The following is a 1,947-nucleotide window of genomic DNA, read 5'->3' as shown; positions in this document are numbered from 1 at the left end:
CGCGATTGCCGGCGTGATCGATGGCCGCCCGCTCGCGGAGGCGGCGGCTGCCGCCGGCGTTCCACTGTGGCTGCGCAAGCTACCGCCGGAAGCCTTTGCAGGTCCGATCCCCCGATTGCCCGATGGTGAGCTGTTTCGCCGGCAGATCGCGAACCACCTTCCGCGCTCTCCCAAGCTGACGCCGACATGGCTTCAGCTCGTGGCCGACGCCGCCGAACTCGCGCATGAGCCGGTGGCCGTATGGATCGCACGCGAGTTCATCCGCGAGCCGGAGCGGGTGAAGACTGCGCGGCTGCGTTCGATCTGCCTCTGGGCCTGGTTTTCCTCTCAGCCCGCGACGCTGGGGCATGACCTGATCGAAAGGCCGTGGACACCGGACATGCGCATCGATGCCGCACGTGCGGCCGCAAGCGATTGGCTGACGATTGTCGCCTTGCATGCCAATCTCGGCCGCAAAGCGATCGCCGACATGTGGCTGCGGCCGGGCCGGATGGTGGGCTACGAGTTCATGCCGCTGGATTCGATTGCTGCCATCATCGAAGAGGCGAAAGCGATGCGGAATTGCCTCAGAACCTTTGGCAACAGCCTCGCACACAATCAGGCCCGGCTCTGGAGCATCCGGAAAGACGGCGAGCGACTCGCGACGTTGCGCATAGCCCGCCGCTATCGCGATCCGCTGCCGAACCTCGTCGAGCTCAAAGGTCCCGACAACGTCGAGGTCTCGCGCGAATTGTGGTGGGTCGCTCGCCAATGGCTGCACAAGCATGATCTGTCGCAGATCGACATCGGGCAATTCGACTGGGGTACGGCGCCGCTCGACAGCGGAAGCTGGATGTTGCTGTGGCGGCCCTACTGGCTCGCCAAGCGGCGCATCCCGTTCTGGCTGCCGATGGCCCCGTCGCGCCAGGTGCTCGAGACGCTGTGAGCAGATATGATGTTCTCCGAAATTCTTGCGGGCAGATCGACACGCGTTCGCGGCCTCGCGGCATCGTTTGCCCGAGTTGTGCTTTTTCCTCGCCCTCTCGGAAAGAAAGGGCGCAGGGAAGGCCGGGCGCCGGCTGGCACCCGTAAAGACCCCCGTGCTGAACAGATGCACACGCAATGCACAGGGCAGCCGAAACCCGGCCTTCCCTGCGCGATGGTTTGACGGCCTATGCCGTGCTCTCCCGGGAGCCGAACTTTCCTCTGGCCTCCCTCGCCCCGCGAACTGGATGATGCAGTCTGCCCGGTTGGACTCGCTTGCATCTCCGCGAAAGGCTTGACCGTAGCAACGACGGCCAGGACCACGCGGTTTTCGCCGTACGCAGGGGCGCCGTTCGTCTTTGCGGGCCGCGCGTGCTCACGAGATCATCTCGCCCTGCACACGCAAGCTCCGCCTTTAACGCCGCCCGCGTCCATCGCAACTCCCAGCCCGCGTTCGAAACGACGTACGACCGCCCCTTTGGTGGGTTGGGATGGCCGACACATACGATAAATCCGAACTTCGGTAAAGGAGAATATTTTTGACGAGAGAGGTTGACAGCGAATTGGATGTTTTGGCCGACGAGTGCCTTCGATGGGCCCACGCGATGACCGGCGCTGGTATCTCGGCCCGACGAGGAGCGATCGATCGCTGGCATGCTTACGAGAATGAGGCGAGAAAGCGGGCCTTGCGCGATTGGTGCACATTCCATGCGATCGAAATCATCGATTGATCAGGCGCGCGTTCGGACGCCGTGACTTGGACCAACGGTGACGCAGCTCCGCCGTCTTCTCGCCCCCATTGTCATTCAGAGGATAGGCGGGGCGGCGTTACGGTGGGCAAGTTCCCTGGGGTTCCGTGTGATCGTCCGACATCTTCCACCACGTGCTTCCCGTCATTCTGTTTCGCGCCGCGCTTTCCTCGGCGGACTTGCGTCGGCAGGCAGTGCCCTCGCGCTCGGCGGATGCGCCGGCCTGGGTGCGACC

The 1,947-nt window shown here is 63.9% G+C and carries 1 protein-coding gene; it reads left to right on the top strand.

The genetic code is table 11. The annotated features are described in order from the left end of the window. The first annotated feature begins 199 nt into the window (after window positions 1–199). Window positions 200–925, top strand: coding sequence for a PcfJ domain-containing protein (locus MOV75_RS36260; RefSeq protein ID WP_246932345.1), 726 nt, complete (start codon window positions 200–202; stop codon window positions 923–925). Window positions 926–1,947: the final 1,022 nt, after the last annotated feature.

Origin of the sequence: Bradyrhizobium sp. PRIMUS42, from assembly GCF_023006515.1 — a bacterium.
In the GTDB taxonomy this organism is placed as follows: Bacteria; Pseudomonadota; Alphaproteobacteria; order Rhizobiales; family Xanthobacteraceae; genus Bradyrhizobium.
The sequence above is the reverse complement of the archived record's forward strand: the minus strand, read 5'-3'. Positions and strand labels throughout refer to the sequence as shown.